Here is a 24,636-nt window from a genome sequence, read left to right as displayed (position 1 = left end):
CGCTTCAAGGCCAGCGCCGCAACCGCAAAAGGACGAAAGGAGAAAGCCAATGCCTTGACCAAAACCTGACCGCAGGAACATAAAAAGGCGGGTCACTTCTCAGTGAAAATCCCGGGTCAGTTCCAAACGGAAATCAACACCACGTCCTTTCCATAACGCCTTTCAATCAGTTCCAATGGTACTTCACAATCCTCAACTGCATCGTGCAGGAGCGCCGCCACGACCAGGTCGGGGTCTTTGCCGTTCGTTGCCTCTGCGACGAGGTTGGCGACCTCAAGGAGGTGGTTGATGTAGGGCTCGGCGGCTGGGCCCTTGCGCCGCTGGTGGACATGCCAGCGGGCCGCCGCATTGGCGGCTTCGAGGACGGCGATCCATTCTTTCATGTGGTCTGTCTCATTGTTGGGGATGTTGATGAAGTGGCCAACGACTCGGCGATGCCGCGAGGAAATGGCGTTTGGCTAATGTGATCTCCTGTCAGCATTCCATTAGGATCTGGAAAGCCATAGATTGGCGGCGGCTCATATCGAAAGCGGAACCGGAGTAAGCTTGCGGCAGCCGCCTATCATGCGACAGCGAAAATTGATGGAGCGCCCCGATGGTGAAAATAATCGAAATGCCAACGCCGGATTTAACCGACCCGATGTGGCACGAAGGGGCGGCGAGCTTTACTCCCCGCCCGGTCGTTAAGCAAAACTCATTAGAACCGCCGCCAAAAGGTCGGGCGAGCGTCCCACGCCCTCCATCCACGTCGGACAAAGCGCCGAACCCAGTAGAGCGAAATACCGTCTAGCCCAAAATACCCTGCGCGATATCAAAGGGGAAGTCGCGTTAAACTACCTAGTTTTATAAGCAATAACCTTGGACTACATAATGGGAAAAGAACCATCAAGCACCAAAAAGCGAGCCAAAACACTTTATGCTAAACCGGCATTTCCGCCGCTAATTTCTGGTGAAATCACCCCAGCTCAAATCGATGCTGTGAGGCGCTCAACTATATTACGCCCTAAACTGAGCGAATCGCTAGAAGATTCAATAACGTTTTTTAGAGCTGAGGCAGACAAAAAAAAGAACGGGTGCCACACGGAATATGAGCTATCTTCTACCATGATAGAAAATATAACTTCTGTTACGATAGAAAGCCTGTTAACTAAACCTATTATATCTTTTAACCAAGCTCAGGTAGACCTTCTTGCGGATGCCGCTCTCGATACGCTAGGAAATAATTCGGTCGATTCTCGCCTAATTCGACGATGCTACGAAGAGACCGACCCCGGAGACTCAGAGGGCTGCAAATTTACGTGGTTCATAACGGGAGTTCGGGGGGCATATATCGTCTGTGGTCCACCAGAATCAGACGATTTGGGAGTTTATTCGACACTCAAAGAAGCGGAAATGGCTCTCCGGGTACTGGGAGTTGCTTTAAAGCGAATCAGCTAACCCATCTTATTCATGACAGTTTAGTTTTTTGAGGCTGCGAGCGTGGCGCAAAGCGCTGATACGATATGGCATAGGATTGGGTTGTATACACCCTTCCGATGCGCAAATCGCGCCAGCCACGACCACCATGAAAAAGACTACGATTCTCCCTTCAAAGTCACAGCGGATTTCGATGACCGCTCCTTCAGACGGCGGCGTCACGCTGCTTGCGATGGCGAAGAGGCGGCTCGATCTCGCCAAACGGCTGGCCTGTCGTCTTCCTGTTCGCCGCGATCCGGCGCGTGTCGCCCATAATCTTGCCGACATAATACGCGCGCGCGTTTTCGCGATTGCCTGCGGTTACGAGGGCACCGACGACCTCGACTTGCTTCCGCGCTTCGATACGCGAATGAGCGTGCAATCACCCGCCAGGGGGAGACGTGAAGTCGTCCGCCGCAAAGCGATATTGTACAAACATTGCACAAAATTTGTGGGAAACGTCGTAACTATTTGATTTTATTGGCGCGCCCAAGGGGAATCGAACCCCTGTTTTCGCCGTGAAAGGGCACGAAAGGTCCAAAACGACCACACAGCCAGGCGAAGTGCGAGAGCCGCTTTGCGGTAGCTATCTGGTAGCTACAACGCGCCCTCAATCGCATGTTTCCATCTAAGTCATTGTTTTGATGGTGCTGCGAGAGAGGATTGAACTCTCGACCTCTCCCTTACCAAGGGAGTGCTCTACCACTGAGCTACCGCAGCTGGCGTCCCAGAAACCGACGAGACCGTCTGGTGGGGCGCGCGGTTTCTGCCACAGCGTTGCGGACATGGCAAGCGGCAGTTTCGACGCGCAATCGCAATTTGTCGCAATTCGGTCGAGAAAGCTTGTTCGCAACGTCATTCGCGCTTAGAACCGGCCCGCATGCAAGGGATATCCATGGACCAGGAAGAAAAGCCCGCGTCAGTTGACGGCCCCGCCGAGGCGCGGCCCACTCTTTCGCCCGCGAAACTGGCCGAGAAGCGGCGTCTCGCCGAGGCCTTGCGCGCAAATTTGCGGCGACGCAAGGCGCAAGTGCGCGGGCGCCGCGCCGAAACAAGCGAGGATTCAGGGCCTCGGGAGGCCTAGCGGCCGGTTCGCGCCGTCAGCCGCCGCGCCGCCGCCGCAATCGGGGGCCATAGGCGAGAAAGCGGAAGACGCGCGATTCGCGCAGACAAACATTGCGCGGGATTACGCCGCGCCAGCGAGGATCAATGGATCGCATTCGTATCGTCGGCGGCAAGACGCTGAATGGAATCATCCCGATTTCGGGAGCCAAGAACGCGGCGCTGCCGCTGATGATCGCCTCGCTGCTGACGGATCGCACGGTCACGCTGGAGAACTTGCCGCGCCTCGCGGACGTCAGCCTGCTCGTCCGCATCCTTTCCAATCACGGCGTGGACTATTCCATCGACGGCCGCAGGCAGGGCGAGGACCCGGATTCGGGCCAGACCGTCCACATGACCGCGCGCGAGATCGTCGACACCACCGCGCCTTATGATCTTGTGTCGCGCATGCGCGCGAGCTTCTGGGTGGTGGCGCCGCTGCTGGCGCGCTGCGGCGAGGCGCGGGTGTCCCTGCCGGGCGGCTGCGCCATCGGCACGCGCCCGGTCGATCTGTTGCTCATGGCGCTGGAGCGCCTCGGCGCCTCGATCGAGATCGACGCCGGCTATGTCGTCGCCAAGGCGCCCAAGGGCCTGCGCGGCGGGGAGATCGACTTCCCTAAAGTCACGGTCGGCGGCACCCATGTTGCGCTGATGGCCGCCGCGCTGGCCCACGGAACGACTGTGATCCACAATGCCGCGCGCGAGCCGGAAGTCGGCGATCTCGCCGATCTGCTGACGAAAATGGGCGCGAAGATCCGGGGCGCGGGAACCTCGACCATCGAGATCGACGGCGTGGCGCGGCTCAATGGCGCCAAGCATCGCGTGCTGCCGGACCGCATCGAAACCGGCACCTACGCCATGGCGGCGGCGATGACCGGCGGCGACGTCTTCCTTCAGGGCGCGCAACCCGAACATCTCCAGGCTGCGCTCGACGCGCTCGAACTGGCCGGCGCTCATGTCCAATCCAGCCCCGAAGGCATTCGCGTTTGGCGCAATGGCAATGGACTCCGTCCTGTCGATGTCGAAACCGCGCCCTTCCCCGGCTTCCCGACCGATCTTCAGGCCCAGTTCATGGCGCTGATGACCCGCGCGGAAGGCGCCTCGCGCATTACTGAGAAGATTTTCGAAAATCGCTTCATGCATGTGCAGGAGCTGGCGCGCTTTGGCGCCCATATCCGCCTCGAAGGCGACAGCGCGATCATTGACGGCGTGCCGCTGCTCAAAGGCGCGCCGGTGATGGCGACGGACCTGCGCGCCTCGGTCTCGCTTGTGATCGCGGCTCTGGTCGCCGAAGGCGAAAGCATGATCCAGCGCGTCTATCATCTAGATCGCGGTTTCGAGGCGCTGGAGCGCAAGCTGAGCCGCTGCGGCGCGGACATCACCCGCATTTCCTCGGGCGGCTGACGCCGCCCGAACCATCCCGCTCTTCCTCGGTCTTCAGATTTTGGAGAGCGCCTTGCCGACGGCCGCCGACACGGCCGAGGCGGCGGCGCCGGAGCTCACCGTGGCGGACGGCGGCTCATTGACTGCCGGCGCCGGGGCCTTGGCGTGGAAATCCGCGACCTGCTTCTTGGCCGCGCCCAGAGTGGCGGCGTCGAGCTGAGCGCCGACCTCGTCGCGCTTTTTGGCGGCGTCCTCGTCGCCCTGCTGCGCGGCGATTGCGAACCAGAGATAGCTCTGCCCAAGGTTCCGCGGCACGCCCATGCCGCGCGCATAAAGAATGGCGAGGTTGAACTGGCTGTCGCGCACGCCATATTCCGCCGCACGGCGGAACCAGTTGGCGGCGGCGGCATAATCGGGCTTGCCATCCACGCCTTCGGCCAGGATCACGGCCAGATTATGCATGGCGCGGACATTGCCCTGGTTGGCGGCCTTTTCATAATAATCACGGGCCTTGGCGGGGTCGCGCGGCGCGCCCACGCCCTTTTCATAGATCGCGCCCAGGCGATATTGCGCCTGCGGCAGGCCCTGAGCCGCCGCCTTTTCGAACCAGGCGACAGCGGCGGCCTTGTCCTGATTGACGCCCCGGCCCTCGGCGAGCCGTGCGCCATAATCGAATTGCGCGGCCGGGTCGCCCTTTTCGGCCATGTCCTTGATGGCCACCGCCTGGACGCCGGCCTGAACCGCCGACAAGCTATTGGGACGCGTGCTGATGGCGCCGGTCGCGAGCGGGTCCGGCAGACCCGCGCTCTTGCCGATGTCCGAAACCTTGGCGCTCTCGGAAACCTTAGCGCTCTTGGGAGCCAGAGCGGAACTCGGCATGATGGGCGCGGAATTGAGCGTCGCGGTCGGCATGGCGACAGGCGCCGCCGAGGACTGCGGTCCGGGCAAGGCGGGGAAGGCGGTGGCGGGCGGCGCGGCGGATTCGACAGGCTTGGCCGGCGCCGCGTCGGCGGCGGGCGCAGGGACTTGGGCAGAAGCGCCTTGGGCAGGAGCGGCCTGGGCAGGATTCTGGGCCGGAGCCTGGGCGGCTGGCTGTCCCTTGTCGGCGTGCGGCTCGGGAACGGCCTGCATCGGCGGCGTGGAATTATCGAAGATCCGATAGGCTTGATAGGCGCCGATGGACAGCACCGAAACCGCCGTGAACAGCAGCGCCGGCATACGGCGGCTGCCGCCCTTGCCGCTGACCTTCAGCGGACGGACGAAACGGGCGGAGGCTTCCTCGGCGGCCGGAGCGGGGGCGGCCGGGCGCAGCTGCTTGTCGGCGTCGAACTTTTCCGCCGCCTCGGCCGCGACGCGGGCGGCAAGCGCGCGGCGGGCGACGTCGATATAATTGCTCTGCGTAGACTTGGCCTCTGCCTGTTCGGCGGCCTCCGCGCGTCCGCCCAGTCCGAGAACCGTGTCTTCCGGCGCCAATTCATCGCGTTCGCGCAAGGAGAAAGCCCGCGAATGGTCCTGACGCTCGCCCGGACGCCCGGCGCCCGGCTCCATCAGGAAATCGTCCGCATCCACATCCAGCTGCGGCCGGCCATCTTGCGCCGGAGTGGCGGGCGCCCGCGCGGCGGCTTCGGCGGCGCCGCGCGCCTCGATGACGTCCTCCTCGATCATCGCCAGGCGATCGACGACCTTCTCCAGCGTCTCATGAACGGCGGAAAGGGTTTGCTGGGCGCGACGGTCCGAGGATTCGGTCTTTTCCCGCAGGTCCGCGATCTCGCGGGCGTTGCGATCTTCGCGCTCGGGATCGCGGGCGAGGTCAAGCCGCTCCGTGATCTGCTCGATGGCGCGCTGCAGCCGGCGCTCGGCTTCGGTGTCGCCATGCTCGAGCCGCTTGGAAATCTCCGCCATGCGGCGTTCGACCGATTCGAACGCGTCCGCGCCGATCGCCGCCGCAGGCTCGGCGTCGAGCTTTTCGGACAGCGCGCGCATCAGCGATTCCAGCTCCGGCGCATGAGCGCGCGACTCGGTTTCCGCGTCGTCTATCCGCGAGGCCAGCGCATGATGGACGAAATCGAGCCGGCGCGAGAAATCCTCCAGCCGTGAATCGTCGATGACGCCCGGCGCGGGCGCACGATCCTGCGCGACGCGGTCGATCCGCGAGGCCAGGGCCTCGTGCATCACCTCAAGCCGCCGCGAGATGTCATCGAAACGCGCGTCGTCGACGGCGGGCTGCGGGGCGCGATCGAAAGAGGCGCGGTCGATCCGCGTGGCGAGATCGTTCAGGCGCGATTCAATCTCGCCCCAGGGCAAGGCGATCTGCGCCGCATTGGCTTCGCGGGTCTGGCGCGCGACGTCTTCCAGCCGCTCGCCCAGCCCGGCGACCTGACGCTCCAGCCGTTCGATCGGGGCCATTTTCTCCATAGCCTGCGCGATCATGGCGCGAATCTGCTCGGACTGGTCGAAGACCTGCAGGAAGTCGGCGCGGTCGACGCCGCCGGTCTGCCGCAATTCCTCGATCTTGCCCTCAACCTCCTGCAACTGGCGCGAGACGCCTTCGAAATTGGCGGAGGCCCCTGCTTCGGCGAGCGCGCGGCGCACGTCGCCGGCAAGGGATTCGATCGGCGCGAGCACGACCTCGCGCATGCCTTCGTCGCGCGAGCGTTCGATGCGCGCGGACAGGGCGCGCACGGCGCTTTCCAGCGAGCTGACCTGGCTGCGCGGCGCAAGATCGGCGAGGGTCCGGCTCATCGCCGCGACCTGCTTTCCGAGGGCCTCGAGTTCGGCGGACGAGGTCGGCTCGGGACGGGCGCTGGCGGCGCGAAGCATCGCCTCGCGCGTGGCGTCGACGCGGTTGGCGAGATCGCGCATCGCGTTTTCGAGGCCCGAGACGGCGGCGCGCGGCGCGACGTCGCCGAGGTTGCGGCTCAGGACGGAAATGTCGCGGCGCAACTCGGTCAGGCCCTTGACGCCGGCGTCGGAAGGCGCGGCCAGGGCCGCTTCGACGCGGCCCGACAGATCGCGCGCCAAACTCTCCAGCGCGGCGTGCGAATGGGCGCCTGCGGCGGTGAAATCCTTGCGCATGTCCTCGATGCGGCCGGACAAAGCCTGGATGCCGTTCTGCAGCAGGTCGATCCGCGCCTTCTCGGCCACCGCCGGAACCGGCGGCGCGGCCTGTGCGGCGAGGTCGAACTTGCGCGCCAGAGCTTCGAAACGCTCGTCGAGCATGGCGGTGAGTTGCGGCGATGGTGGACGCGGCCCACGCGAAGCGGCGGAATCGAGGTCGCGCTGGCGGGCGGCGATTTCAGCGACGGCGTCGTCGAGGCCCCGGCGCGGCGGCGCGGCGGGCGCCGGAGCGGGACGGTCGAGCCGGGTCAGCAGGGCGTCGAAACGCTTTTCGAGACGGGAGAATTGTTCTTCGCGCGCGGCGCTGGGAGGGCTGGCCTCGACCCTTTCGAGCCGCGAGAGAATGGCGGCGAGCCGCGCGTCGAGCTGGCGCAGCGGAGCTTCGTCGGCGGCTTCCTCGCTGCGGCGCGACACTTCCTCGCTGCGGCGGGACATGGCCTCGATCCGCCCTTCGAGCCGCTCGAGCGCACCGCGCAGGGGGCGATCGTCGGCGAAACGATCTCTTTTCGTCAGCCGGGTCTCGATCTCGCCAAGCCGGTCCTGAACCGAGGCGATCATCCCATGCAGCGGCGGCTTGATTTCCTGCTTTTCGTCGAGCTTCAGCCTGCGCTCGATCTCGGCCAGCCGCTCGTCGAGCCGCGCATGCAGCGGCTCGGCGTCCCGTGACGTGACGCCCCCGCGCGCGCCACGTCCGCTCTGTTCGTCCGAGCCTTCATCGTCCCACGTCGCGGCGGCGCTGGACGTGCGCGGCGGGCGAATGTCTTCGGCTTCGGTCCGGGCGAAGAAGTCGCGCGGCGCCGGACGCGGGGACTTGCGTTCGGTCGATGCGCGGCGGCGCGCTGCGCGTTCGCGCAGCAGATCGTCGTCCCATTCGGCGTCTTCGGTTCGCGCGACCGGCGCGCGCTCTTGTTCGGTTCGCGCGATGGGCGCGCGTTCTTGTCGCGCGATAGGCGCGCGCTCTTGCCGGCGAGCGGGTTCGGCGCTGCGGCGCGGCGACGGCGCCTCGCCCTCGGATTCGCGGCTCAGGCGGGCGAGCTGGGCGGCGACCGCCTCCAGCCGCTCATCGGCGTCAAATTCCTGCGCGCTGACGCCGATCTCGGCGGCGCGGTCGGCAATGGCCCTGTTCATCCATTCCCCCAGCGTGACCCCGTCGCGGCGCGCGGCCTCCTTGGCGGCCTCCCGCACGTCGAAATCAACGCCTTTGATGCTCCAGGGAACCGCTTTGCTCATTTTCTTGTCCCGGTTGATCCGCCGGATGAATGGCTTCATGCGACGGTCGGCCCGGCCGAGGCGCGAATCGGATGCGGCGAAGCGCGGCGGCCTTCGCGTTAACTTTCGTTTCTCTCGGTAAACAACCGGTTAATTCTGCCCAATTTTGGAACAATCTCACTGCGCGCCGGCCAATCCCGATTGCAACCTGAGATTACGAATGTTACAACTTTTACGTGTGTTACGTCGTGATTCACGATATCTCAGGACTCTCTCATGAACGCTTCCGCCCAACGCCAGCAAACCCTCCCGCAACCCGAATACACGACAGCCGAACTCTTCACGATCGGCGAGCTTTCTCGGATCTATGGCGTGACATTGCGCGCCTTGCGCTTCTACGAACAGCGCGGGCTGCTGAGTCCGGCCCGCAAGGGCGCGGCCCGCTTCTATGATTCGACCCAGAAGGACCGCCTTCAGATGATCCTGAAGGGCAAGCATCTCGGCTTTACCCTCACGGAAATCTCCGATCTGCTGGACGCCGAGCCGGGACGTCCCAAGGCGGATGGATTCACGCTGGACGAGAAAATGGTGCTGTCGCAACTGCGCCATCTCGAAGAGCGCCGCGCCGACCTCGAACAGGCGATCTCCGAATTGCGCGCCACCCATCAACGCCTGACCGGCGCAGCAAGCTGAAAAACGCGCCCTCAAGCGCATGATCCATAAAATCCTCCCAGGCTTATGTTTCTCGACTCGTCTCTCTCGGCTTATTGATCCCGGCCCGCCTCGTGCGGGCTTTTTTTCGCTTTTCGGGCGGCAGCGCGCGGCGCATCCTATGGCCATTGGGTCCGGGCGGAGGCCCGGCGGCGCGCCGGCAAAAAAACAAGGCCGCCTCTTGCCTCGTTCGGCACAATTGTTTATATGTGAACTAACTGATGCGGCAATCAAGCCGCGCCATCTGCTTTTCCTTGGGAGAACGCCATGCCGAGCTTCAAGGCTCCCGTCGCCGATTCGCTATTCCTGCTCAACGACGTGTTCCGCATGCATGCGCATGGCAATCTCGCCGGCTTTGCGGAAGCCTCGCCGGATATTGTGGAGGCGGTGCTGGAAGAAGCCGCCAAGCTCGCCGAAGAGCAATTGCAGCCGATCAACCTGCCCGGCGACCAGGAAGGCTGCCGCCGCAACGATGACGGCTCGGTGACCGCGCCGAAGGGCTTCAAAGCCGCCTTCGACGCCTATGCCGGCGGCGGCTGGATCGGCCTCGCCTTCGATCCCGAGTATGGCGGCCAGGGCCTGCCCTATGTTCTGTCGGCGGCGGTCGGCGAATATTTCATCGCCGCCAACATGGCCTTCTCGATGTATCCGGGCCTGACCGCTGGCGCCGTCGCCGCCCTGCTGACCCATGGCTCGGAAGAGCAGAAGCAGCTTTATGCGCCGAAAATGCTGGAAGGCCGCTGGACCGGCACCATGAATCTGACCGAGCCGCATTGCGGCACGGATCTCGGCCTGCTCAAGACCAAGGCGGCTCGCCGCGAGGATGGCGGGTTCGCCCTCACTGGCCAGAAGATCTTCATTTCGGCCGGCGAGCACGATCTTGCCGAAAACATCATTCATCTCGTGCTTGCGCGCATCGAAGGCGCTCCGGCCGGCGTGAAGGGCATTTCGCTCTTCGTCGTGCCGAAGTTCCTGCCCGACGCGGACGGCAATCCCGGCGCGCGTAACGCCGTCTCCTGCGGCTCGATCGAGCACAAGATGGGCATCCACGCCAACTCGACCTGCGTGATGAATTATGACGGCGCCATCGGTTGGCTGGTTGGCGAGGAGAATCGCGGCCTGAACGCCATGTTCGTGATGATGAACGAGGCGCGGCTGATGGTCGGCCTGCAAGGCCAGGCGCAATCGGAAGTTGCCTATCAGAACGCCCTCGCCTATGCCCGCGACCGCCTGCAAGGCCGCGCGCTCACCGGCGCGAAAAATCCGGAAAAGCCTGCCGATCCGCTGATGGTCCACCCCGACATCCGCCGCACGCTGCTCGAAATCCGCGCCTTCAACGAAGCCGGCCGCGCGCTCGCCTATTGGGCGGCGCTGCAAAGCGACATCGCCCATCGCAGCCCGGACGCCAAGGCGCGGGAAAAGGCCTCCGACATGCTCGCCTTGCTCACCCCGGTGATCAAGGGCGTGCTGACGGATCGCGGCTTCGACAATTGCGTCAAGGCCCAGCAGGTGTTCGGCGGCCACGGCTATATCGTCGAATGGGGCATGGAGCAGTTCGTCCGCGACGCCCGCATCGCCATGATCTATGAAGGCGCCAATGGCATTCAGGCGCTGGACCTCGTCGGCCGCAAGCTCCCGGCCAATGGCGGGCGCGCGATCATGGCCCTGCTCGGCGAGATCGGCGCCTATGCCAAGGCGCATGATACGGATGAAAACCTCAAGCCTTTGCTTGGCCCCCTGAGCGCCAGCCTCGGCCATTTGCAGCAGGCGACGCTCTGGCTGATGCAGAACGCCATGGCCCAGCCCGACAACGCCGGCGCCGCCGCGACCGATTACATGCATCTGATGGGCCTCGTGATGTTCGGCTATATGTGGGTCCAGATGGCGCAGGCCGCGCATGCCGCCGCCGACCCTGGCCGTGCCGATTTCATGAGCGCGAAACAGGCTTGCGCGGCCTTCTATGTCCAGCGCATCCTGCCGGAAACGGCCCTGCGCCTCGCCCGCATCACCAGCGGCGCCGCCAATGTGATGAGCCTGCCGGCGGAGTTGTTCTGAGACGAGAGCCGTCTCGCCTTCGGCGCCCCCTCATCCGGCGCTTCGCGCCACCTTCTCCCGCGAGGGGAGAAGGGAAATACCACAAAGAATTCGACCTGTTTTTTCGAGGAAACGTCATGACCGAAGCTTTCATTTATGACGCCGTTCGCACGCCGCGCGGGCGCGGAAAGCCTGACGGCGCGCTGCATGAAGTCTCGACCCTTGGCCTCGCGGTCAGCGCCCTGACTTCCCTGCGCGAACGCTCCCTGCCCGACCCGTCTTTCGTCGAGGACGTCATCCTTGGCTGCGTCGATCCGGTTGGTGAAGCAGGCGGCAATATCGGCCGCGCCGCCGCGCTTGCGGCGGGCTATGGCGACAAGGTTCCCGGCCTGCAGATCAATCGTTTCTGCGCCTCGGGCCTCGACGCCGTGAATTTCGCCGCCGCGCAAGTCATCTCGGGCCAGCAGCACGTCGCCGTAGCCGGCGGCGTCGAGGCCATGGGCCGGATTGGGATCGGCGCCTCGGGCGGCGCCTGGCCGGTCGATCCGTCCATCGCCGTGCCGAGCTATTTCATGCCGCAGGGCGTCTCGGCCGATCTCATCGCCACCAAATATGGCTTCTCACGCGAAGCCTGCGACGCCTATGCGGTCGAGAGCCAGAAGCGCGCGGCGCGCGCCTGGAACGAGGCCCGTTTCAGCAAATCCATCGCGCCGGTCAAGGATTGCAACGGCATCGCGCTGCTTGACCGTGACGAGCACATGCGGCCCGGCGCCGACATGCAGTCGCTCGGCGCGCTCAAGCCCTCCTTCCAGATGATGGGCGAACAGGGCGGCTTCGACGCCGTGGCGATCCAGGCCCATCCCGAGCTCGAGCGCATCAACCATGTCCACCACGCCGGCAATTCCTCCGGCGTCGTCGACGGCGCCTCGGCCGTGCTGATCGGCAACAAGGACGCGAGCGCCATGCTCGGCCGCAAGCCGCGCGGCAAGATCAGGGCCTTCGCCAATATCGGCTCGGAGCCGGCGCTAATGCTGACCGGCCCGGTCGACGTCACGCACAAGTTGTTCGCCCGCACTGGCCTGTCGTTCAAGGACATCGACCTCATCGAGATCAACGAGGCCTTCGCGGCGGTCGTGCTGCGCTATCTGCAGGCTTTCGACCTCGACCCGGAAAAGGTCAATCCGAACGGCGGCGCCATCGCCATGGGCCATCCGCTCGGCGCGACGGGCGCGATGATCCTCGGCGCCGCGCTCGACGAGTTGGAGCGCACCGACAAGACGCTCGCCCTTGTCACACTCTGCATCGGCGCCGGCATGGGCACGGCGACCGTCATCGAACGCGTCTGAGGGGGATAGAAATATGAACCTGACCCAATTCCGCCTTGAGAAAGACGCCGACGGCATCGCTCTTCTGACCTGGGACGCGCCCGGCAAGAGCATGAATCTCATCGACGCCACAACAATGAACGAGCTGGAAGCTGCACTCGACGCCACGACGGCTGACGCCGAGGTCAAAGGCGTCGTAATCGCCTCGGGCAAGGACAGCTTTTCCGGCGGCGCCGACCTGACCATGCTGGAGGCCTCTGGCCGAGCCTATCGCGACGCCGCCAAACGCGACGGCGCCGACAAGGCGATGCTGGCCTTTTTCGCCGCCATTTCCAACCTGTCGCGCATCTATCGCAAGATCGAAACCTGCGGCAAGCCGTGGGCGGCGGCGATCAATGGAACCTGTCTCGGCGGCGGCTTCGAGCTGGCGCTAGCCTGCCATCATCGCGTCATGGCCGATGACGACAAGACTCGCGTCGGCCTGCCGGAAATCAAGATCGGCCTGTTCCCCGGCGCAGGCGGCACCACCCGCGTCTCCCGCCTGATGTCGACGCCCGACGCGCTGCAAATGCTGCTCAAGGGCGACCAGATCAAGCCCGCAGCGGCCAAGGCCAAGAACGTCGTTCACGCTGTGGCGCCGCGCGCGGAAATCGTGCAGAAGGCCAAGGACTGGATCAAGGCTGGCGGCAAGGGCGTCGCGCCCTGGGACGTGCAGGGCTGGAAGGCGCCTTCCGGCAAGATCTTCTCTCCGGGCGGCATGATGATCTGGCCGCCGGCCAACGCCATCTACCGCCGCGAAACCTTCGACAATTACCCCGCCGCGCGCGCCATCCTCCAAAGCGTCTATGACGGGCTGCAATTACCGATGGACCTCGCTTTGCGCGTCGAGGCGCGCTGGTTCACAAAGATCATCCGCTCGCCGGAAGCGCAGGCGATGATCCGCACGCTGTTCGTCTCGATGGGCGAGCTGAACAAGGGCGCGCGCCGTCCGAAAAACGTGCCGCCCGTCGCCATCAAGAAGATCGGCGTACTCGGCGCCGGCTTCATGGGCGCCGGCATCGCCTATGTCTCCGCGCAAGCTGGAATCGAGGTCGTGCTGATCGACCGCGACCAGGAGGCCGCCGACAAGGGCAAGGGCCATGCCGACAAGCTGCTGTCGACCGCTGTCGCCAAGGGCCGCAGCACCGAGGCCAAAAAGGCCGAAGTGCTGGCGCGCATCGCGCCGACCGCCGATTATTCCGCGCTCAAGGGCGTTGACCTGATCGTCGAAGCAGTTTTCGAGGATCGCGCGGTCAAAGCCGAAGCCATTGGCAAGGCGCTGGCGGTGGTGGGGCCGGATGCGATCTTCGCCTCCAACACCTCGACCCTGCCGATCACCTCGCTCGCCGAAAACTGGCCGAAGCCGGAGAATTTCGTCGGCGTGCATTTCTTCTCGCCGGTCGACAAGATGCTGCTGGTCGAGACCATCCTGGGCGCCAAGACGGGCGACAAGGCTTTGGCCACGGCTCTGGACTTCATCCGCGCCATCAAGAAGACGCCCATCGTCGTCAATGACTCGCGTGGCTTCTTCGCCAATCGCTGCGTGCTGAACTATATCCGCGAAGGCCATCTGATGTTCATGGAGGGCGTGCCCGCCGCCATGATCGAGAATGTGGCGCGCATGGCGGGCATGCCGGTCGGCCCCTTGTCGCTTAATGACGAAGTCGCGCTCGATCTCGGCTGGAAGATCCTGCAGGCGGCCAAGAAGGATCTGGGGCCGGAGGCCGTCGATCCGGCGCAGGAGAAGCTGCTGGGGGAAATGGTCGTCAAGCTTGGCCGCTTCGGGCGCAAGAACGGCAAGGGCTTTTACGATTATCCCGCCAGCGGGCCGAAGGTTCTGTGGCCGGGCCTCGCCGATCTCCAGCCGCACAAACTCGACCCCGACAGCCTCGACGTCGCCGAACTGAAGCAACGCCTGCTGGTGACGCAGGCGGTCGAGGCCGCGCGCACGGTCGAAGACGGCGTGGTGGTCGATCCGCGCGAGGCGGATGTCGGCTCGATCATCGGCTTCGGCTTCGCGCCATTCACCGGCGGCGCGCTGAGCTATATCGACTTCATGGGAACGAAGGCTTTTGTCGCCCTGTGCGACAGGTTGGCGGCCAAATATGGCCCGCGTTTCGACCCCCCCGCCCTGCTGCGCGACATGGCGGCCAAGGGCGAGACCTTTTACGGCCGGTTCTCGGCCAGGAAAGACGCGGCCTGACCGCCGCGTTTAGACTGTGCTAAAGAGAGAGGCGGCCGATGGCCGCCTTTTTCGGCGAGGATCCCATGAGCCGTCATCTCACCGTCTATTTCTCGCTGCTCAGCCCCTGGGCCTATATTGGCCATGGCGAATTACAGGGCCTCGCCGCCAAGCATGAGCTTCGGGTGGATTATCGCCCGGTGGCGCTGTCGCAGGTGTTTCCGGAATCCGGCGGCCTGCCGCTTTCCAAGCGCCACCCCGCGCGCCAGCGCTATCGCATTCTCGAATTGCAGCGCTGGCGCGAGAAGCGCGGCCTCGATTTCCATCTTCATCCGCAATTCTGGCCCTTCGATCCCGCCCCCGCCGACCGGATCATCTGCGCCATGGTCCTGGCGGGCGCCGATCCGCAGAAATTCATCGCCGCCGCCTTCGCCGCGACCTTCCAGCGCCAGCGCGATCTCGCCGACCCCAAGGTTCTCGTCGAAACGCTCGAAGAAACGGGCTATGAGCCGCATTGGCTGCAACGCGGCGAGAGCGGCGAGGCCGAAACGAGCTATCAGCGCAACCTCGCCCTGGCGCTCGAATCGGGCGTGTTCGGCTCGCCCTCCTATGTGCTGGATGGCGAGGTTTTCTGGGGGCAGGACCGGCTCGACCTGCTCGATGACGCCTTGACTTCCGGCCGCAAGCCTTATCAGCCCGACGCCTGACCCGGCAAAAAAGGCTTCCCCTTTGCCGCCTCGCGCTATAGGAAGAGGCGTTTTTTGAAAAAGAGGCCTTTTCGTGGGTTCAAAACGCATTTTGGTGACTGGCGCTGCGGGTTTCATCGGCTCCGCCGTTGCGCGGCGCATCATTCGTCAAACCCCGCATTCGCTTCTGGTGTTCGACAAGCTGACCTATGCGGGCAATCTCGCCTCGCTCGCGCCGATTTCAAACGATCCCCGCTACCAATTCGTGCGCGGCGACATTTGCGACGCCAAGGCGGTTCGCGAAGCCTTCGAATCCTTTCGCCCAGACTGGGTGATGCATCTCGCCGCCGAAAGCCATGTCGATCGCTCGATCGACGGTCCCGGCGAATTCATCCAGACCAATGTCGTCGGCACCTATGTCATGTTGCAGGAGGCGCTGAACTACTGGCGCGGCCTGAAGGCGGACAAGGCCGAAGCCTTCCGTTTCCACCATATTTCCACCGACGAAGTGTTCGGCTCGCTGGGCGAGGACGGGCTGTTCCGTGAAGACACGCCCTATGCGCCGAATTCGCCCTATTCGGCCTCGAAGGCAGGGTCGGACCACCTCGTGCGCGCTTGGACCCATACCTATGGCCTGCCAACGGTGGCGACCAATTGCTCGAATAATTACGGGCCCTATCATTTCCCCGAAAAGCTCATCCCGCTGATCATCCTCAACGCGCTGGAAGGCAAGCCCCTTCCCGTCTATGGCGCGGGCGAGAACATCCGCGACTGGCTCTTCGTCGAGGATCACGCCGACGCCCTGCTCACCGTGGTCGAAAAGGGCCAGATCGGCGAGAGCTACAATATCGGCGGCGTCAACGAGCGGAAAAACATCGACGTCGTCCATGCGATCTGCGACCTGATGGACGAACTCGCGCCCGATTCCGCCATCGGCCCGCGCCGCAAGCTGATCACCTTCGTCACCGACCGTCCCGGCCACGACCTGCGCTACGCCATCGATTGCTCGAAAATCGACCGCGAACTGGGCTGGCGGCCGAGCGAAACTTTTGAGACCGGACTCCGCAAGACCGTGCAATGGTATCTCGACAACCGGTCCTGGTGGGGCGACATCCGCTCGGGCCGCTATCGCGGCGAAAGGCTCGGAACGCTCGCCAGCTAAGCGAAAGGCGCCCCATGAGTTCGTTATTGGTCGAAGCGACCGCCATTTCCGCCGTCAAGATCATCACCCCGAAAAAATTTGGCGATCATCGCGGCTTCTTCTCCGAAGTTTACAACCGCAAGGCCTTCGCCGAGGCCGGCATCGCGCTTGAATTCATCCAGGACAATCATTCGCTCTCGGCGCAGGTCGGCACCCTGCGCGGGCTGCACTTCCAATCCCCGCCCTTCGCCCAGGACAAGCTGGTGCGCGTCACCCGTGGCCGCATCCTCGACGTCGCGGTGGACCTGCGGAAAAGCTCTCCCACCTATGGCCAGCATGTCGCGGTTGAGCTTTCGGCCGAAAACTGGCGGCAATTGCTGATTCCGATCGGGTTCGCGCACGGCTTCGTCACGCTCGAACCCGACACCGAAGTCATCTACAAGGTCACAAATTATTATTCGGCGGCGAATGATCTCGGCCTCGCCTGGGACGATCCCGACCTCGGCATCGCTTGGCCGGTTCCGCCCGGCGGCGTGACCCTGTCCGACAAGGACACGAAACATCCGCGTCTGCGCGACCTGCCGGAGATTTTCCCAGAGATCGTCGCATGAACCGCGCCATGCGACTGATCGTCACCGGAACCAATGGGCAGGTCGCGCTCGCCCTGATCGAGCGCGGCGCGGCGCAAAACATCAGCGTCGCCGCCATCGGGCGCAGCTGGCGTCCTGGCCTCGATCTCGCCGATCCGGCGGCTGTCGCGAGCGTGCTGGGCTCGGTCGAGGGCGATGTCATCATCAACGCCGCCGCCTATACCGCCGTGGACAAGGCCGAATCCGAAGAAGAGATCGCAATGCGGATCAATGGCGAGGGCGCCGGCGCCGTCGCGCGCGTCGCCGCGAGGCGCGGGCTTCCGCTGCTGCATCTCTCGACCGACTATGTGTTTGACGGCTCGCTCGACCGGCCCTGGCGCGAGGATGACCCGACCGGTCCGATCGGCGCCTATGGCCGCTCCAAACTCGCGGGCGAGCAGGCGGTTTTGCGCGAGAACCCCGGCGCGACGATCCTGCGCACCGCCTGGGTCTATGCACCCTTTGGCGCCAATTTCGTCAAGACCATGCTGCGTCTTGGCGAATCGCGCGATGAGCTCTCGGTCGTCGCCGACCAGCACGGCTCGCCAACCTCCGCGCTCGACATCGCCGACGCGCTGATCGCCATTGCGCGCAAGCGCCTTGCCCATCCGGACGATTCCTCCATGTCCGGGGTTTTCCACATGACGGGCTCAGGCGAGGCCGTCTGGGCGGATTTCGCCGAGGAAATCTTCGCCGAGGCTGAAAAACATGGCCGCAAGCCGGTTCGCGTGCGCCGCATAACGACGGCGGACTATCCCACGCCGGCGCGTCGTCCGGCCAATTCCCGTCTCGACAATGGCAAGCTTGCCCGCGTCTTCGGCGTCGCTCTCCCGGACTGGCGCGTCTCCACCCGCGCCTGCGTCGCGCGATTATTGCAAAATCCTGCATGAAACGGATCAATTGATGAAGGGCATTATCCTCGCTGGCGGCAGCGGCACACGTCTGCATCCGATGACTCAGGTCATTTCCAAGCAGTTGCTGCCGATCTACGACAAGCCGATGGTCTATTATCCGCTGACCACGCTGATGCTCGCCGGCATTCAGGAGATTCTTCTCATCTCCACGCCCCAGGACTTGCCGCTGTTCAAGCGCTTGCTGGGCGACGGAACGCAATGGGGCATCGAGCTTTCCTATGCCGAGCAGCCGCGCCCCGAGGGTCTGGCGCAGGCCTATCACATCGGCGCGGATTTCGTCGCCGGCCAGAAATCGGCGCTCATCCTCGGCGACAATCTGTTCTACGGCCACGGGTTGCCGGGAATCCTGCGCAACGCCGCCGCCGTCTCGCGCGGCGCCAGCGTATTCGCCTATCACGTCCACGATCCTCACCGCTATGGCGTGGTGGAGTTCGACGCCGGCGGCCGCGCCACCTCCATCGAGGAAAAGCCAAAGCATCCGCGCTCCAACTGGGCGGTAACCGGCCTCTATTTCTATGACGAGCAAGCGACTGAACTGGCCGCCAATCTCAAGCCCTCCCCGCGCGGCGAGCTAGAGATCACCGATCTCAATATTGAATATATGAAACGCGGAGAATTGCGCGTCGAGAAGATGGGCCGGGGCTTCGCCTGGCTCGACACCGGCACCCCGGATTCCTTGCTCGAAGCCGCCGAATTCATGCGGACGCTGGAAAAGCGCACGGGTTACCGCGTCGCCTGCCCGGAGGAAATCGCCTATATTTCGGGCTGGATTTCGGAGCGGCAGCTACAGACTCTCGCCGAGCCGCTCAAGAAGAGCGGCTATGGCGCCTATCTCTCACAGCTTCTCAAAGGCCTCTAAGGCCGAAACACGCTCACGCAGAGTGTTTTCATGGCCCCGGCGCCTTCAGGCGGCGGGGCCTTTTCCTTCGGCCGGGGCGCCGATGCCGGAACCCTTGATCAGCTCGTCGCCGCGGGCCTGATCGGCCTCGATGCCCATGCCCTTGAACAGCATGATGCCGAGATTATACATGGCGAGCTGGTGACGGCTTTCGGCGGCGCGCTCGTACCAGCGCGCGGCTTCCTCAAGATTTTTGGCCGCGCCCCTCCCGGTGCACAACATGACGCCGAGCTGGAACTGGGCGGGTGCGTAGCCGGCCTCGGCGGCGCGGCGGAACCACTTCACCGATTCCGCCAATTGAGCGTCAGACGCGGTTTCCCCGGACATGAGCACGCCGACCTGATACTGGGCCGTCGTATTTCCGCCTTCCGCCGCCATCAGATAGAATTTCACAGCATCCGCCGGTCGCGCCATCCCGGGCTCCAGCCGCCCCGAATAATAATGTCCGAGCTGGAGCGCCGCATCGGCATTTCCGGCGCGCGCGGCGTCGAGCAGGAGGTTCTCCGCCTTGGCTGGATCACGCTTGCCATGGCTGCCGGAGAGATAGATCAGCGCCAGCTGGGTTTTCGCATTGCGATCGCCGGCGTCGGACGCCTCGCGCAAGAGACTCACGGCCTGTCCCACGTCGGGTTCGCCCATGGCGCCGCTCAGATGCAGGCCCGCGAGCCGGACCTTGGCCTCCTGAACCCCATTTTCCGCCGCGAACCGAAACCAACGCTGCGCCTCGACGAGGTCGACCGGGACGCCCGCGCCGCTGCTCAGGAAGCTCGCGATATTATGCGCCGCGATCGGATGGCCCTGTTCGGCCGCCTGCAGGAACCAGCGCGCCGCCTCGGAGAGGCTGACGGGCGTGCCGATTCCCTCGGCAGCGAAACGGCCGATGGTGAATTGCGCCTGGACGTCGCCAAGCTCGGCCGCGCGGCGGAACCATGTCGCCGCCTCGCGCAGATCGGGCAGGACCGCCCCGCCCTGGCTGTAAAAACCCGCAAGGGCGAGAATGGCGGGGAGTTTGTCCGCCTTGGCGGCGCGGCGCAAATGCGTCTCGGCGCGATCGAGATCAACCGGAAGGCCGTCGCCATTGAGGCACATGCGGCCAAACATCAGCGAGGCATAGGGATCGCCCGCATCCGCCGCCCGGCCCATGTAATAGGCGGCATATTCGGGATCGACATCGCGGCCCTGGCCTGAGGTGTAAATGGTCGCCATGGCGATCTGGGCGGCGACATGGCCCGCCAAAGCCGCGTGCTCGTAAAAATCGGCGCCAAGCGAAAAATCCGTCGGGACGCCGAGCCCACGGTAATAGATGTCGCCCAGATTGAACTGCGCATTGGCCGATCCTTCGGCGGCGGCGCGCTCGAACCAGCCGCGCGCGCGGTCGAGATCCTTTTCGATCCCGTGGCCTTGCAGGAAAACGACGCCCAGCAGTTCGAAAGCCTCCGTGGCCCCGCCCGACGCCGCAAGCTCCAGCCAGGCGACGGCGGCGGCGGGATCGGCCTCCAGATGCGAGGCGCGCGCCAGGAGATCGCGCGATACTGCGGCCGCCGCGGCCGGATCGCGGAAGGTGCGCTTCCATTTCTCGGCCATGTCGTTGGAGGCGCCGTTCAACAGGATGCGGCCCAGCCGGAATTGCGACTCGACATGCCCCGCCTCGGCGGCGCGAAGATACCATGACGCCGCTTCGACCGCGTTCCAGTGCACGCCCAGTGCGTTCTCGTAGATGAATCCAATCCGATATGCGCTTTCGCTGTCCGCCACGCGGGCTGCCTTCAGCCAGAGGCGAAGCGCCTTGTGGTAGGACTTGTCGTCGAAAGCCCGCGTCGCGCGCGACTTGAGCCAGGGGAGCGAGAGCGCGACGGCGGCTGTTCGCGCGCGTTCAGGAATGAGGCGCGACGACTGGATCATGGCTCACGCATCGATTCGTTCCAGCCCCGGATCATACCCTCCATCAGATAGGCGCCGGCGGAGCGGCGGCCGACCTTGATGTCCGCGGTGAGAGTCATGCCCGGCACCAGGCGGAAATTTTCCGGAACGCCGACGAAATTCAGGGAATCGATGCTGATCCCGACCTTATAGAAGGGTTCCTGCGGCTGGCTCGTCTGCTCATTGACCCAGAAGGCGTTCTCGCTGATCCATTTGACCGTGCCCGCCGCCGTGCCGTGTTCGATGAACCCGAAGGCGTCGACCTTGAGGACGGTCGGATCGCCCACGCGCACGAAGCCGATATCGCGAGTCGAAACTTTCACCTCCGCCACGATCTGGCCATTGACCGGCATGGCGGTGATGAGTTTCTCGCCCGGCTGGAGGACGGAGCCGACCGACAATTTCGCGAGCGACAGGATGATTGAATCGTCGAGCGCGGCGATCCGCACCAGGTCCTGATGTTTCTGCGCCTTGTCGAGCTGCGCCAGCGCCGTGTCGCGCGTATTCTGCGAAGTCACCAGATCCTGGCTGATCGTCGCGCGCCATTGCTGCGCGAAGGCGTCCCTGTTGGCCTTGAGCGCCGCGACCTGGGCGATCGCCTCGTTCAGGCTGTTCTGGAGGTTCTCCACGGTGCGCTGCATTTCGATGTTCTGGTCTTTCGACGACAGCTGGTTGAGCAGCGAGCCCGCGCCCTTGGCCAGCAATTGCGACCGCATGTCCTCGACCTTGCCCGCAATCTGGGATCGCTCGCCATAACGGGCGATATCGTTCCGAGTTTTGACGATCGAAGCTTCGGTCTGCTTGATCTGTTCGTCGAAGCTCTTGACCTGCGCCTTATATTGGGCGTCGCGGTCCAGATAGAGCTTGCGCTGCAACTCGTTGTAATGGCGCTGGTCCGCGTCGCCTGTTTCCACGAAAACCGGCGGGCGCCCTGCGAGCTCAGCATCGTCGCGCTGAATCTGGGCGTTGAGGCTGGCGACCTGCTGCCGGAGCTGCGTGGCGTCGGCGGCGGCGAAAGTCGAATCGAGCGTCGCCAGCACCTGGCCCTTGGAGACGCGCATGCCCTCCCGGACGTCGATGCTCTTGATGATGGATTGATCGAGCGCCTGGTAGACCTGGGCCGGACTCGTCAGCTGGATCTCGCCACCCATGCTGGCGATGACGCGATCGACCTTGCAGACCCAAAGCAACAGGAAAATGATGAGCACCAGCGCTGTCAGGGCCTGGACCGTGAACTGGATCGAACGCGGCTCGGGCGCTTCCCGGATCGCGGCGATGTCCGACTGGAAGCTGCGGATGACGGACCGGCTGGACGATTTAGCTGACACCGCGCGTTCCCTTCACGGAGGACATCGCGTGCGCGGCCTCGATATGGCCGTTCTGCTGGCGCCACAAACCTGCGTAGATTTCGCAGCGATTGAGCAATTCGCGATGCGTTCCCATGTCGAGGAACTTGCCGCGCTCCAGCACGAGAATCGCGTCCGAATTGACCAGCGAGGAAAGCCGGTGGGAAATGGCGATCACCGTACGGCCCTTCGCGATCTTCTTGATATTGGCGGTGACGATCGCCTCGCTATCCGGATCGAGCGCGCTGGTCGCCTCGTCGAGAATCAGGATGCGGGGATCGAGAATCAGCGCGCGGGCGATGGCCAGCCGCTGTTTCTGGCCGCCCGAGAGATTGGGCGAACCCTCAAAAATATAGGTGTCGTAACCGCGCGGCAGTCGATCGATGAATTCCTCGGCGCCCGCCAGACGCGCCGCGCGAACAACCTCGTCGAAAGTGGCGTTCGCCTTGGCCGCGGCGATATTCTCGCGAATCGTCCCGCTGAACAGAAAGTTTTCCTGCAAGACCACGCCGAGGCTGCGGCGCAGATGGGCGATATTATATTCCCGAACGTCAACGCCATCGACCTTGATAAGGCCTTCGTAATCGGAATGCAGGCGCTGCAACAGCCGCGTTACGGTCGTCTTGCCGGAGCCGCTGCGCCCGACGACGCCGATCGTGGCGCCGACAGGAACCTCGAAGGAAACGCCGTCGAGCGCCGGAGTGATCGAGCCCTGATAGGTGAAACGCACATTGCTGAATTCGACCTTGCCCTCAAGCTGCTTGCGAACGCCGCGCTCGCCATGGCCCTCTTCCTTCGGCTGGTTCACGAGCTTACGCACGATCTCGACGGCGATGCGGACCTCGTCATATTGATTGATGAGCTTCGCCAGCTCCATTAACGGGCCGGACACACGCTGCGACAGCATCAGGAAGGCGAACAGCGCGCCGGCGAAATAAGCGTCGGTGCTGGTCAGCGCCACATAGACGCCGACGGCGAAGGACCCGGTCACGGCGAGGCGCTCCAGCGGACGAACGCCCGTCTGAACCACGGAAACCAGCCATCCGGCGCGGTCCTGCGCCTTGGCCACACGGCCGACATGCACGTCCCACATCTGCCGCTGACGACTTTCGAGCGAGAGCGACTTCACCGTGCGAATGCCGGCGAGGCTTTGATACATGAAGGCGCCGCGCTCCGTCTGCCGGCGGATGACCTCGCCGCTCGCCAGACGGATCGACGGCAGCATCGCCAGCAGCCAAAGGACGATCAGGCCGCAGAAGCCCAGCACGACGAAAGTCATCATCGGGCTGAAAGCGAACATCACCGGGATGAAAACCAGCAACACCATCGAATCCAGCACGGTTCCGAACAATTGTCCGGCCATGAAATCCCTGATCTTCCAGAGCTCCTGCACGTCATGCATCGTCTGGCCGATCTGGGTCCGCTCGAAATAGTCGATCGGCAGTTTCAATAGATTATCGAAAATATATTCGGACAGCCGCACGTCGACGCGCGATGTCAGGTAAAGCATGAGATAGCTTCTCAGATAGGCGAAAATCGTCTCGAAGACGATGATCACGCCCATGCCGATGCAAAGAACGGTGAAAGTGCTGAAGCCTTTGTAGAACAGAACCTTATCGGTCATCAGCCGCCAGAACACGATTGGCGCGAGGGCGAAAACGCTCAGGATCATGGCGCAGATCACGATATCGCGGACCAGCCGCCTCTCGCGGAAGATCAGGGATCCGATCAGGCCGAGCCCGAAGGGCTGCTCTTCGTCCGCAAGCTCGTAACTGCGGCGCGCCAGCAGGATGTCTCCCGTCCAGGCTTCCTGAAACTGTAGCCAGTCGATCACGAGCAATGCGTCGGCGGCCGCATTCGGGTCCCGCAAGGTGACGCTAAGCGGCGTCCGCTCGTCTTCGGAATTGACCGAGAGCAGCACGAGGCTGTTGCCGCCTTTAAGGCGAATAATCGCGGGCAGCGCCGTGCCGAGGTGGGTCAGCCCCTCCCAATCGAGCACGAGCGCCTTGGCTTTCAGGCCGGCATGGCGGGCGCAATGCGACAGTTTCGCGTAATCGACGTCGGTGCTGGCCAGCGCGCTGTCCTGGACGAGCTGCGGAACGGTCAATTGCAGGCCATGCATCGCGCCGACAATTGTCAGGCACTCCAGAGCGGAGGCGTCGGCGGGCTTTGACGCCGCAATAGGCGCTTTAATCTGATTCATGGGGTTCTCTGAAAATACCGCGCAATGCTTACCAGCGTAATGCATCCTATCACAAGTGCGCCGGTTACGCCGCGCCAAAGGGCGAGCCGTCCCCCATCACTTTTCGGGCAGTCGCGGCGGGAGACTTTCCGCCTCCGGTCAAGGCGGCGCAATTTCCGGGACGCCTCCCCTCGCGCGCCGGCTCGCAACTCCCGCGCCATGCGAAGCGTCTGGACAGTGGGAGGCGTTTCTGTTATCGCAACCCCAACGGTCCGGCGCTCCGTCAGCGCATGGAAGACTTTTCCCTAGCGGCTTTTCTGTCATGGCGCCCACGGCGCGGCGATGGGCGGCCTTTCGAAAACAG

The 24,636-nt window shown here is 63.9% G+C and carries 17 protein-coding genes, 1 tRNA gene and 1 pseudogene; 13 read left to right on the top strand and 6 right to left on the bottom strand.

Features of this window, described 5'->3' with window-relative positions; translation table 11 throughout:
* Positions 1 to 116 precede the first annotated feature (116 nt).
* Positions 117 to 383, bottom strand: a complete 267-nt coding sequence (locus QZ409_RS03785) for an HD domain-containing protein (protein ID WP_296707243.1) — start codon at positions 381 to 383, stop codon at positions 117 to 119.
* Positions 384 to 870: 487 nt separating this feature from the next.
* On the opposite strand from QZ409_RS03785, the gene QZ409_RS03780 reads away from it, so the two are divergent.
* Together QZ409_RS03780 and QZ409_RS03775 are read left to right on the top strand one after the other, a co-directional pair.
* Positions 871 to 1,437, top strand: coding sequence for a hypothetical protein (locus tag QZ409_RS03780; RefSeq protein ID WP_296707242.1), 567 nt, complete (start codon positions 871 to 873; stop codon positions 1,435 to 1,437).
* Positions 1,438 to 1,621: 184 nt separating this feature from the next.
* Positions 1,622 to 1,807, top strand: a pseudogene (locus QZ409_RS03775) (transposase); the annotation flags it as partial.
* 293 nt (positions 1,808 to 2,100) lie between these two features.
* On the opposite strand, the gene QZ409_RS03770 reads toward QZ409_RS03775, so the two are convergent.
* Positions 2,101 to 2,175, bottom strand: a tRNA-Thr gene (locus tag QZ409_RS03770).
* A 175-nt stretch (positions 2,176 to 2,350) separates the two neighbouring features.
* Between QZ409_RS03770 and QZ409_RS03765 the strand changes: the two genes are divergently transcribed.
* Together QZ409_RS03765 and murA are read left to right on the top strand one after the other, a co-directional pair.
* Positions 2,351 to 2,539, top strand: a complete 189-nt coding sequence (locus tag QZ409_RS03765; RefSeq protein WP_296707241.1) for a hypothetical protein — start codon at positions 2,351 to 2,353, stop codon at positions 2,537 to 2,539.
* 125 nt (positions 2,540 to 2,664) lie between these two features.
* Positions 2,665 to 3,960, top strand: a complete 1,296-nt coding sequence (gene murA, locus QZ409_RS03760; RefSeq protein ID WP_296707240.1) for a UDP-N-acetylglucosamine 1-carboxyvinyltransferase — start codon at positions 2,665 to 2,667, stop codon at positions 3,958 to 3,960.
* A 33-nt stretch (positions 3,961 to 3,993) separates the two neighbouring features.
* Here the strand turns inward: murA and QZ409_RS03755 are convergent, their stop codons facing one another.
* On the bottom strand, positions 3,994 to 8,286 hold the full coding sequence (locus QZ409_RS03755; protein ID WP_296707239.1) for a hypothetical protein: 4,293 nt from the start codon (positions 8,284 to 8,286) through the stop codon (positions 3,994 to 3,996).
* 255 nt (positions 8,287 to 8,541) lie between these two features.
* Between QZ409_RS03755 and QZ409_RS03750 the strand changes: the two genes are divergently transcribed.
* The 9 genes from QZ409_RS03750 to rfbA all read left to right on the top strand — a co-directional run bounded on the left by QZ409_RS03750 (position 8,542) and on the right by rfbA (position 18,785).
* Positions 8,542 to 8,958 (top strand): MerR family transcriptional regulator, encoded by a 417-nt coding sequence (locus QZ409_RS03750; RefSeq protein ID WP_296707238.1) that lies wholly within the window; start codon positions 8,542 to 8,544, stop codon positions 8,956 to 8,958.
* Between the two features lie 285 nt (positions 8,959 to 9,243).
* Entirely contained in the window at positions 9,244 to 11,031 is a 1,788-nt protein-coding gene (locus tag QZ409_RS03745; protein WP_296707237.1) for an acyl-CoA dehydrogenase C-terminal domain-containing protein, read from the top strand.
* A gap of 116 nt (positions 11,032 to 11,147) precedes the next feature.
* Positions 11,148 to 12,356 carry an acetyl-CoA C-acetyltransferase gene (locus QZ409_RS03740; protein ID WP_296707236.1) on the top strand — a complete coding sequence of 403 codons (1,209 nt, stop codon included), beginning with the start codon at positions 11,148 to 11,150 and terminating at the stop codon, positions 12,354 to 12,356.
* Positions 12,357 to 12,369: 13 nt separating this feature from the next.
* Entirely contained in the window at positions 12,370 to 14,577 is a 2,208-nt protein-coding gene (locus QZ409_RS03735) for an FAD-dependent oxidoreductase (protein WP_296707235.1), read from the top strand.
* 38 nt (positions 14,578 to 14,615) lie between these two features.
* On the top strand, positions 14,616 to 15,263 hold the full coding sequence (locus tag QZ409_RS03730; protein ID WP_342394824.1) for a 2-hydroxychromene-2-carboxylate isomerase: 648 nt from the start codon (positions 14,616 to 14,618) through the stop codon (positions 15,261 to 15,263).
* A gap of 73 nt (positions 15,264 to 15,336) precedes the next feature.
* Entirely contained in the window at positions 15,337 to 16,404 is a 1,068-nt protein-coding gene (gene rfbB / locus QZ409_RS03725) for a dTDP-glucose 4,6-dehydratase (RefSeq protein ID WP_296707234.1), read from the top strand.
* Between the two features lie 14 nt (positions 16,405 to 16,418).
* Positions 16,419 to 16,994, top strand: coding sequence for a dTDP-4-dehydrorhamnose 3,5-epimerase (gene rfbC, locus QZ409_RS03720; RefSeq protein WP_296707233.1), 576 nt, complete (start codon positions 16,419 to 16,421; stop codon positions 16,992 to 16,994).
* A gap of 8 nt (positions 16,995 to 17,002) precedes the next feature.
* Positions 17,003 to 17,902 (top strand): dTDP-4-dehydrorhamnose reductase, encoded by a 900-nt coding sequence (gene rfbD / locus QZ409_RS03715; protein WP_296707246.1) that lies wholly within the window; start codon positions 17,003 to 17,005, stop codon positions 17,900 to 17,902.
* Positions 17,903 to 17,915: 13 nt separating this feature from the next.
* Positions 17,916 to 18,785, top strand: a complete 870-nt coding sequence (rfbA, locus tag QZ409_RS03710; protein ID WP_296707232.1) for a glucose-1-phosphate thymidylyltransferase RfbA — start codon at positions 17,916 to 17,918, stop codon at positions 18,783 to 18,785.
* A gap of 45 nt (positions 18,786 to 18,830) precedes the next feature.
* Here rfbA and QZ409_RS03705 read toward each other — a convergent pair whose 3' ends face one another.
* Genes QZ409_RS03705 through QZ409_RS03695 form a run of 3 tightly spaced genes read right to left on the bottom strand, consistent with a single transcriptional unit; the run spans position 18,831 to position 24,293 of the window.
* A complete protein-coding gene (locus tag QZ409_RS03705; RefSeq protein WP_296707231.1) occupies positions 18,831 to 20,726 on the bottom strand; it encodes a tetratricopeptide repeat protein in 1,896 nt (631 codons plus the stop codon).
* Positions 20,723 to 22,072: an HlyD family type I secretion periplasmic adaptor subunit gene (locus QZ409_RS03700; protein ID WP_296707230.1), complete on the bottom strand. Its 1,350-nt coding sequence runs from the start codon at positions 22,070 to 22,072 to the stop codon at positions 20,723 to 20,725. The genes QZ409_RS03705 and QZ409_RS03700 overlap by 4 nt, the downstream gene beginning before the upstream one ends.
* Positions 22,062 to 24,293 carry a peptidase domain-containing ABC transporter gene (locus QZ409_RS03695; RefSeq protein WP_296707229.1) on the bottom strand — a complete coding sequence of 744 codons (2,232 nt, stop codon included), beginning with the start codon at positions 24,291 to 24,293 and terminating at the stop codon, positions 22,062 to 22,064. The genes QZ409_RS03700 and QZ409_RS03695 overlap by 11 nt, the downstream gene beginning before the upstream one ends.
* Between the last annotated feature and the right edge of the window lie 343 nt (positions 24,294 to 24,636).

The sequence above is a fragment of the Rhodoblastus sp. genome, assembly GCF_019449565.1.
Classification (GTDB): domain Bacteria; phylum Pseudomonadota; class Alphaproteobacteria; order Rhizobiales; family Beijerinckiaceae; genus Rhodoblastus.
This window is presented reverse-complemented; position numbering and strand designations above follow the sequence as displayed.

Coding starts and splice junctions, on each gene's coding strand:
- QZ409_RS03740 (WP_296707236.1), top strand. CDS start 11,148: ATGACCGAAGCTTTCATTTATGACGCCGTTCGCACGCCGCGCGGGCGC.
- rfbD (WP_296707246.1), top strand. CDS start 17,003: ATGCGACTGATCGTCACCGGAACCAATGGGCAGGTCGCGCTCGCCCTG.
- rfbA (WP_296707232.1), top strand. CDS start 17,916: ATGAAGGGCATTATCCTCGCTGGCGGCAGCGGCACACGTCTGCATCCG.
- QZ409_RS03785 (WP_296707243.1), bottom strand. CDS start 383: ATGAAAGAATGGATCGCCGTCCTCGAAGCCGCCAATGCGGCGGCCCGC.
- QZ409_RS03735 (WP_296707235.1), top strand. CDS start 12,370: ATGAACCTGACCCAATTCCGCCTTGAGAAAGACGCCGACGGCATCGCT.
- QZ409_RS03765 (WP_296707241.1), top strand. CDS start 2,351: ATGGACCAGGAAGAAAAGCCCGCGTCAGTTGACGGCCCCGCCGAGGCG.
- murA (WP_296707240.1), top strand. CDS start 2,665: ATGGATCGCATTCGTATCGTCGGCGGCAAGACGCTGAATGGAATCATC.
- QZ409_RS03780 (WP_296707242.1), top strand. CDS start 871: ATGGGAAAAGAACCATCAAGCACCAAAAAGCGAGCCAAAACACTTTAT.
- rfbC (WP_296707233.1), top strand. CDS start 16,419: ATGAGTTCGTTATTGGTCGAAGCGACCGCCATTTCCGCCGTCAAGATC.
- QZ409_RS03745 (WP_296707237.1), top strand. CDS start 9,244: ATGCCGAGCTTCAAGGCTCCCGTCGCCGATTCGCTATTCCTGCTCAAC.
- QZ409_RS03730 (WP_342394824.1), top strand. CDS start 14,616: ATGGCCGCCTTTTTCGGCGAGGATCCCATGAGCCGTCATCTCACCGTC.
- QZ409_RS03695 (WP_296707229.1), bottom strand. CDS start 24,293: ATGAATCAGATTAAAGCGCCTATTGCGGCGTCAAAGCCCGCCGACGCC.
- QZ409_RS03755 (WP_296707239.1), bottom strand. CDS start 8,286: ATGAGCAAAGCGGTTCCCTGGAGCATCAAAGGCGTTGATTTCGACGTG.
- QZ409_RS03705 (WP_296707231.1), bottom strand. CDS start 20,726: ATGATCCAGTCGTCGCGCCTCATTCCTGAACGCGCGCGAACAGCCGCC.
- QZ409_RS03750 (WP_296707238.1), top strand. CDS start 8,542: ATGAACGCTTCCGCCCAACGCCAGCAAACCCTCCCGCAACCCGAATAC.